The organism is Aeromonas sobria (assembly GCF_006243315.1).
Lineage (GTDB): Bacteria > Pseudomonadota > Gammaproteobacteria > Enterobacterales > Aeromonadaceae > Aeromonas > Aeromonas sobria_A.
Genome location: NZ_NKWE01000020.1, coordinates 95,019 through 102,500, shown reverse-complemented (window position 1 = coordinate 102,500; position 7,482 = coordinate 95,019). Strand labels below are relative to the sequence as shown.

Sequence of the window (7,482 nt, the reverse complement as noted above, 5' to 3'; positions counted from 1 at the left end):
TCAAGACGACAGCCCCTAGAAGGGGCTGGCACATCTGACCGCCATCGGCTCGCCGCTCACCGGATGAGTAAAATCCAGCTCGCTGGCATGCAGCATCAGCCGCGGTGCCTGTTCGCAGCCGGGTGGCAGCAGGCCGCCATAGAGATCACAGCCGAGGATGGGGTGGCCCAGCTGCTGGCAGTGGATCCGCAGCTGATGGGTGCGGCCGGTCTCCGGTACCAGCCTTACCCGGGTCAGTGGCACAGCCTGACCCTGCATCGGCTGCGCCAGCCGCTCAATCACCCGATAGCGGGAGCGGGCGGGTTTGCCGCTGGCGGCGCAGATCTTCATCAGCGGGAAAATCGCCGGATCCTTGGCAATGGCTGCATCGATCACCCCCTCATCGTCAGCGAGATGGCCGCAGAGCAGGGCGCTGTAGGCCTTGCTCACCGCCCGCTGGCTGAACTGCTGGCAGATCAGGGCATTGATGGCCCTGTTTTTGGCCACCACCATGATGCCTGAGGTACCAAAATCGAGGCGATGCACCAGGGTGCAGCCGGGGTAATCCTGCACCAGTCGATAATGAACCGAGTCGAGGTTCTGCGGATTCTTGCCCGAGAGGCTCAGCAGGCCGCTTGGCTTGTTGATGAGCAGCAAGTGCTCATCCTCAAACAGGATCTCGATGGCGGCACTGCAGGGCGGGGCGATAAAGGTGTCGACGATAACGGACATAGGGCGCACGGGCTGGAAACGGGGGGCGATCATACCCGAACCGGCGCGGCCGGGCGAATCGGCGGTGCGCTGCCTCGGGAAAGGAACGGGATGCGCCATGCAACCTCTTGATAATGAGCCGCTTTGAGCGATGCGGCGTGCCGTGCAAACCGCCTGGGTCACCAACAAGGCCCCGTTTTGTGACCCCTTCCCGAGTTCATCCGAAGCTTGCTTGTTAAGGTATGGCTCCCTGTTATGTTGTAAGGACTCTTTCCATGGCACTGCCCGTTATTCTCGATTGTGATCCCGGCCACGACGACGCCATTGCCCTTATTCTGGCGCTGGCCAGCCCTGAACTTAAGGTGCTGGCGGTTACCACCAGCGCGGGCAACCAGACGCCGGACAAGACCCTCAACAATGCCCTGCGCATCCTCACCCTGCTGGGGCGGGACGATATTCCGGTGGCGGCGGGGGCACCGAAACCGCTGGCCCGCGAGCTGATTATCGCCGACAACGTCCATGGCGAATCGGGTCTCGATGGCCCCACACTGCCGGATCCCGCCTTTGCGCCGCAGGCCATGACAGGACTCGAATTGATGGCCAAGTGCCTGCGCGAGAGCCCGGAACCGGTGACTCTGGTGCCGACTGGCCCGCTCACCAATATCGCCCTGCTGCTGGCGGCCCACCCCGAGCTCACACCCAAGATTGCCCGCATCGTATTGATGGGGGGCGCCGCAGGGGCGGGCAACTGGACCCCGGCGGCAGAATTCAATATTTATGTCGATCCACAAGCAGCCGATATGGTGTTCAAGTCGGGTATTCCCATCACCATGTGTGGCCTCGATGTGACCCATGAGGCGCAGGTGATGGACGAAGATATCGAGCGGGTGCGCGCCATCAGCAATCCGGTGGCCCAGTGCGTGGCGGGTCTGCTCGACTTTTTCATGATCTACCACCGGGACCCCAAGTGGGGATTTACCGGGGCGCCGCTGCACGATCCCTGTACCATAGCCTGGTTACTGGCCCCCGAGCTGTTTCACGGTGTGGAGTGTCGGGTCGATATCGAGACCGCAGGCACGCATACTACCGGCATGACGGTGGTGGATCGTTACGGTCTGACCGGCAAGCCAGCCAATGCGTTGGTGCTGCTGGGGCTGGATCGTCCGGGCTTTATCGATCTGCTGGTGACGCGACTGCGGGCGTTTGACTGAGCGCCGGTTCATTTTTTCAAGAAGGGGCGGGGAATGTGGAAGAGAGGCTTGATGCTGCTGGCCGGGTTGCAACTGACAGGCTGTGCGACGCCCTTCGAGCGGATGTGGCAGGGGCTGGCGACCTGCGAGTTTAGCGATCTCTATGTGGATGAGACGGGCAGGGCCGCCAATCTACAGCTGGCCAACTACACCCCCTACAAGGTGAGCGATGGCTTTGCCTGGTACAAGGTGCACGAGGAGCTGCATGGCCTGCCGGTGGTCGGCTTTATCGTGCCGGCCGCAAGCTTCGAGGTGCACGCCCTGTTTGTCGATACCCCCATCGCCAATGCCCGCCGGTTGACCCACAACGCCTACGGCAGCGAGTTTAGCGATGAGCAGAAGCATGACGAAGGCTTGGCGCCCCTACTGCTGCGCGACCCCAACAACCCCAAGCGCTCTATCATTGATTGCACCAAAGGGGAGTCTGACGAGGAGCTGCAGGATTCGGCCATGCCCGAGTAGGGCCGCCAATCACCTTATTACCCAGTCATCCACGCAGCCTGAAAATAGAGGGGCCAGCCTTGTCGGCTGGCCCCTCTATTTTTATTTAGTGCAGAGTGTTATTGCAGAGCGTGCCCGGATCAGGGATAGCTCAGCGTCTCTTTGATAAGAGGCAGCTGGGCCTTGATCCATGCCGGGTTGATGGGGCCCCAGTCGCTGATGTGGTAGTGCCCCTGCAGGTGGCGAGCCCCCTCGGTCTGCTCGAAGGCGCAGCTGATATCGAGTTCGGCCAGCGCGCTCAGGGTATCTTGCGCAGTGCGGCGCGGCATGCCGGTCGCCTCCATGATGGCGGGCACCGTATCCGTGCCCTGGCTGATCAACCAGGCCACGTAGAGCCGCCGGTAGAAACTGGTGCGGGTCTTGCTCGGCTCACTCATATCTCGTCCTCAAGACGATCGAAGTAGCGCCAGGTCGCAATGGCCGCTTTGCCCATCACCAGTGCCCAGAGGCCGAACCAGAACCAGCGGAAGAAGCTCCAGGTGGAGGCATCGGGCTCGGTGCTCTCGATCTTGGTGACGTTGGGGAACAGGGAGAACATGTTCACGCGCCAGCCGTAGGAGGTGATGATGGCCAGACGCTTCTCGAACTCCATCGACTTGGCTTTGGCCTGCACATCGGCGGCATTGAACTTGAAGTAAGGCGGCCAGCCCCACTCGGTATCTTCATTGCGGAACACCCGGATCTTTTCGCCGGGGCGCTCGGTATAGATGTAGTAAACATCGGTGGTCGGGCCGTCAGCCGGGTTCTTCTGGCTGATGGGGCCATCCTTGTCGGTTCGTTTTACCTCGACCCCGGTGATGGTGGCGATGGTGTGCTCCGGCAGGTAGAAGTCGAGCCAGGTGGCGGAAACGAGGGCGATGAGCCCCAAAGCGATAAAGGCGGGTTTCTTGAATCTCAGGCTCATGGTGTGCTCACGTGAGGGGGAGTAACGTGCCTCTACCATACCGATATTTGGTGGAGCAGCCCAGCCCCCTATGGAGCCATTGGCCAAAAAATGGCGTTTAAAACAGAGACAAAGCCTTTGTCCCTGCAATTAGAACGGCATTTTCTGCCCTGTTATTTTGCGCGGTGCGGGGGATCTGCTGATGGTCGATGTGAGCCCGGAAGCGCAGGGATGGCAGCTTGTTTTCTATCACAATGACCTGGTGGGGATAACGACCGTGGCCAGACCGCTCTGACGCTGGACTTGCTTGCCAACCGTGCACCACACAACCAAACCTGGGACTGGCACCAGCTCGGCTGGCATGGTCACCAGTTTTTATTGCTGAAATATGTAGAGGAAAAGGTTTTTCCTTGTGCGAGAAGAGCCGTTTAGGCATGATTGATCGCCTTATCCGGTCAGTACGTGGTACAACTGGCCAGATTGATGTGTTCCTGTCCCGTTTTCGTTATTCCCCGCTCTCGTCCCATGGAGGTGTGTTGTGTCCAGCTGGATCGATCCGGCCATTCTGGCTCTGTTTATTCCGACCTTTTTCTTTGTCTCGGTGACCCCCGGCATGTGTATGACCCTGTCGATGACCCTGGGGATGAGTCTCGGCGTGCGCCGTACCCTGCATATGATGTGGGGGGAGCTGATCGGGGTCGGGCTGGTCTCGGTGCTGTCGGTGATCGGGGTCGCGGCGATCATGCTCAACTATCCGGGGATCTTCGCCGCCTTCAAATATGTGGGGGGGGCCTATCTGGTGTGGCTCGGCATCCAGATGTGGCAGGCCAAAGGGAAGATGGCCATTCCGGCGGATCTCTCGGCCGGTCAGCAGACCAGCCCCATGGGGCTGGCGGTGCAGGGCTTTGTTACTGCCATCGCCAACCCCAAGGGGTGGGCCTTCATGATCTCCTTGCTGCCCCCCTTTATCTCTGCCGACATGCCGATGGCGCCGCAGATCACCGCGCTGGTGGCGCTGATTTTGGTCATCGAGTTCTCCTGCCTGCTGCTTTACGCCAGCGGTGGCCGCACCTTGCGCCACTTCCTCGCCAAGAGCGGCAACGTCACCCTGATGAACCGCATCGCCGGTACCCTGATGCTGGGAGTGGGAGTCTGGTTGGCGCTGGGGTAAGCGAGACGGCTTGCGAGGCAATGGCCAGATCAAACAGATGGCCAGATAAAACAACAGTGCCACCTTCGGGTGGCACTGTTGCAGATGGCTCGCGGTGATTGTCGCGATGTTCAGTCGGTCAGGCAGTCGGGGTCGAATACATACTCCCCATCCAGCCAGCGCACGATTTCGTCGACGCAGGCTTGATCCCGAAACGGTAGATAGCGCGCCTTGAGGGCGACAATCTGCTCGGGGGTGAGCTGCGCCAGTCCCAGATCCTGAAACAGCGGCAGGTCGGCCTCGATCATTGCCGAGATCTGCGGGCCGCAGGTGGCGTTGAGGGCAGCGTGCAGTGCCTTGTCGGGGTCATACTGCTTGCCGAGCCGGTAGCTCATCGGCAGGGTGGCGAGTGGCAAAGCGGAGAGCGCCGCCTGCTTCATCGGGTTGACTGCGTGGCCAGAGACCAGCTCCGCCAGCTCGGCGGGGCGGTTCTCGAAGGCGCGCAGATGGAGGTAGCTGCTCGCCTTGCTGCCATCGTTGACCGGGTAGTTGTCCCACAGGAAGGGCTTGCGGCCGAGCAGTTCGGTCACCTGCTTGAGGTGGCTGGCCGGATACTCGCTGGAGCAGACCTTGGGGCCGGTCCAGAAGATCTCGAAGCGGCGGTCGAGCTGCTCGCCAAGCTCTTCCAGATAGCGGGGGGGCATGGCGCCAAACACCTTCTCCAGCACCGGATCGGTCGAGTAGTAGCTGGGGCAGAAGATGAGGCGAGTTGCCTTGCTGTGGGCCGCGATGTCGTGGGCGATGGTGAGCTGGTGACGGGCCAGATCCGGGGTATCCCCCTTCATATCGTCAAACAGTACCGCCAGAATATCGGGCTGCAGCACCTCATCGATAAGACGCACCTTCTCAAGCAGTGCCGGGCGCTTGCGCTCGTAGTCGTGATGGGCCCACATGGGGCTTAAGCCCACCCCGAAGGCGAGCCCGTTGGCGCGGCACTGGCGCGCCAGCTCGGCGAGATCCGCCAGCTGCTGCTCGGGCCAGGGGAGGGCCCAGTGCTTGCGCAGATAGCCATCCTCTTTCGGGGCGTAGATATAGAAGCCGTAACCGTGGCGCGGCAGCCACTGGGCGTAGCGGGTGCGGGCCTGCCAGCTCCATCCCTTGCCAAAAAAGCCTTCAATGACCCCCAGATTGGCAGCGGGGGGCAGGGAACCGGACAGCAAACTTTGATATGGCATAACTCTTCTCCCTTCTTGCTGGGGACTTGATACGGGATGGTCGGTCAGACCGGGTCCTCTTCCTGAAAGCGCACCCCGATCTTGCCCGGTACGCTCTCGTCCATTTCGGCCACGGTCCAGATCAGGCCCTGCCATTCGATGTTGTCACCGACCACCAGATTATCGCCCAACTGGCTGGCAATAAAATCGGCCAGTGTCTGATCCGCCACCTCGCTCACATCCAACCCGTAGAGGGGGGCGAGATCCTCCAGCCGCGCCGCCGCTTCCAGCAGGAAGTCACCGAAGAAGCGGGGGCCGAGATCCTGCTCCGGCGCCTGACTGAACAGCTGGCCGAGGGCGGAGAGATCGCGCTCGTGGCCAATCACGCAGAGGATGTCATCGGCCTGCAGGCAGGTACTGCCCGAGGGGTGAAGCAGCTCGCGGCCACGAAACAGGGCGCAGATCCGGGTGCCGGTAGGCATCTGCAGATCTCGCAGTGGCGAGCCGATGCACCACTTATCGGCTCCCAGCTGGTAGACGAAGGTCTCCCACTGACTGTCGAGATCGATCTCGAGCCCGGAGCGGTTGATGGGCGAGGGCGGTGCCGGTACCTCAACCCGCGCCAGCTTAGATGCCAGCGGCAGCGAGCTCCCTTGCAAAATCAGCGAAACCAGCACCACGAAGAAGGCGACGTTGAAGTAGAGCTGGGCGTTGGGCAGCCCCGCCATCATCGGGAACACCGCCAGAATGATGGGCACCGCGCCGCGCAAGCCGACCCAGGAGATAAACCAGCGCTCACGGGGGGCAAAGTTCTTGAATGGCAACAGGCCGACCCACACCGAGATGGGGCGGGCAATCAGGATCATCCACATCGCCAGCGCCAGCGCGGGCAGCGCGATGGGCAGCAGGTTACTCGGGGTGGCCAGCAGCCCCAGCACCAGAAACATGCCGATCTGGCTGAGCCAGGTCAGACCATCGAGCACCGACAAGGTGGTGCTGCGGCTGCGCAGGGAGAGGTTGCCGAGCAGCAGACCGGTGAGGTAGATGGCGAGAATACCGCTGCCCCCCACCGCCGTGGTGAGGGCGAAGATCAGCAGGCCACCGCTGACGGTGAGCAAGGGATAGAGACCGGCAGCCAGCTTGGCGGTGTTGATCAGTCGCCACAACAGCCAGCCACCGGCCAGACCAATCCCGGCCCCCATGCCAAACTGCTGTAACAGTTGCAGTAACAGGTAGCCACCATCCAGCCCCTGCTGGGCGGTCGCCAGCACTTCGATCAGGGTTACGGTGAGAAACACCGCCATGGGATCGTTGCTACCGGACTCTATCTCCAGGGTGGCGCTCACCCGTTCGTTCAGGCTGCGCCCGCCGAGCAGAGAGAAGACCGCCGCCGCATCGGTGGAGCCGACGATGGCGCCGATCAGCATCCCCTGCATCAGGTTGAGATCAAACAGCCAGGCGGCGGCCAGACCCGTCAGGCCGGTGGTGATCGCTACCCCGACCGTGGCCAGCGATAGCGCAGGCCAGAGCGCCACCCGAAACGAGGAGACCCGGGTGCGCATGCCGCCGTCGAGCAGAATGATGGCGAGCGCCAGGTTGCCCACCAGATAGGCGATGGAGTAGTCCGCGAAGTGGATGCCACCGGGGCCATCCTCACCGGCCAGCATGCCGACAGCGAGGAAGATAACCAGAATGGGAATACCGAGGCGGGAAGAGAGGGCGCTCAACAGGACGCTGGCACCCACTAGCAGTGCGGCGACAAAAAAGAAACTGTTGATGGTAGCGGCATCCAAG

The 7,482-nt window shown here is 61.7% G+C and carries 9 protein-coding genes; 3 read left to right on the top strand and 6 right to left on the bottom strand.

The window, feature by feature from the left end; genetic code table 11:
• Positions 1-15: 15 nt before the first annotated feature.
• Positions 16-744 carry an RluA family pseudouridine synthase gene (locus CF137_RS06045; RefSeq protein ID WP_193556559.1) on the bottom strand — a complete coding sequence of 243 codons (729 nt, stop codon included), beginning with the start codon at positions 742-744 and terminating at the stop codon, positions 16-18.
• A gap of 221 nt (positions 745-965) precedes the next feature.
• On the opposite strand from CF137_RS06045, the gene rihA reads away from it, so the two are divergent.
• Together rihA and CF137_RS06035 are read left to right on the top strand one after the other, a co-directional pair.
• Positions 966-1,901 (top strand): pyrimidine-specific ribonucleoside hydrolase RihA, encoded by a 936-nt coding sequence (gene rihA, locus CF137_RS06040; RefSeq protein WP_139718366.1) that lies wholly within the window; start codon positions 966-968, stop codon positions 1,899-1,901.
• Positions 1,902-1,934: 33 nt separating this feature from the next.
• A complete protein-coding gene (locus CF137_RS06035) occupies positions 1,935-2,402 on the top strand; it encodes a hypothetical protein (RefSeq protein WP_139718365.1) in 468 nt (155 codons plus the stop codon).
• 119 nt (positions 2,403-2,521) lie between these two features.
• Here the strand turns inward: CF137_RS06035 and CF137_RS06030 are convergent, their stop codons facing one another.
• The 3 genes from CF137_RS06030 to CF137_RS06020 form a co-directional block, all read right to left on the bottom strand.
• Positions 2,522-2,818: a winged helix-turn-helix domain-containing protein gene (locus CF137_RS06030; RefSeq protein ID WP_139718364.1), complete on the bottom strand. Its 297-nt coding sequence runs from the start codon at positions 2,816-2,818 to the stop codon at positions 2,522-2,524.
• Entirely contained in the window at positions 2,815-3,345 is a 531-nt protein-coding gene (locus tag CF137_RS06025; protein ID WP_162515866.1) for a DUF1523 family protein, read from the bottom strand. Before CF137_RS06025 ends, CF137_RS06030 begins: the two co-directional genes overlap by 4 nt.
• A gap of 97 nt (positions 3,346-3,442) precedes the next feature.
• A complete protein-coding gene (locus CF137_RS06020; RefSeq protein WP_139718363.1) occupies positions 3,443-3,760 on the bottom strand; it encodes a hypothetical protein in 318 nt (105 codons plus the stop codon).
• A 102-nt stretch (positions 3,761-3,862) separates the two neighbouring features.
• Between CF137_RS06020 and CF137_RS06015 the strand changes: the two genes are divergently transcribed.
• Entirely contained in the window at positions 3,863-4,495 is a 633-nt protein-coding gene (locus CF137_RS06015; protein WP_139718362.1) for a LysE family translocator, read from the top strand.
• Positions 4,496-4,605: 110 nt separating this feature from the next.
• Here CF137_RS06015 and CF137_RS06010 read toward each other — a convergent pair whose 3' ends face one another.
• Positions 4,606-5,709, bottom strand: coding sequence for a beta-N-acetylglucosaminidase domain-containing protein (locus CF137_RS06010; protein WP_139718361.1), 1,104 nt, complete (start codon positions 5,707-5,709; stop codon positions 4,606-4,608).
• A gap of 44 nt (positions 5,710-5,753) precedes the next feature.
• Positions 5,754-7,481 carry a potassium/proton antiporter gene (locus CF137_RS06005; RefSeq protein WP_139718360.1) on the bottom strand — a complete coding sequence of 576 codons (1,728 nt, stop codon included), beginning with the start codon at positions 7,479-7,481 and terminating at the stop codon, positions 5,754-5,756.
• Position 7,482: the final 1 nt, after the last annotated feature.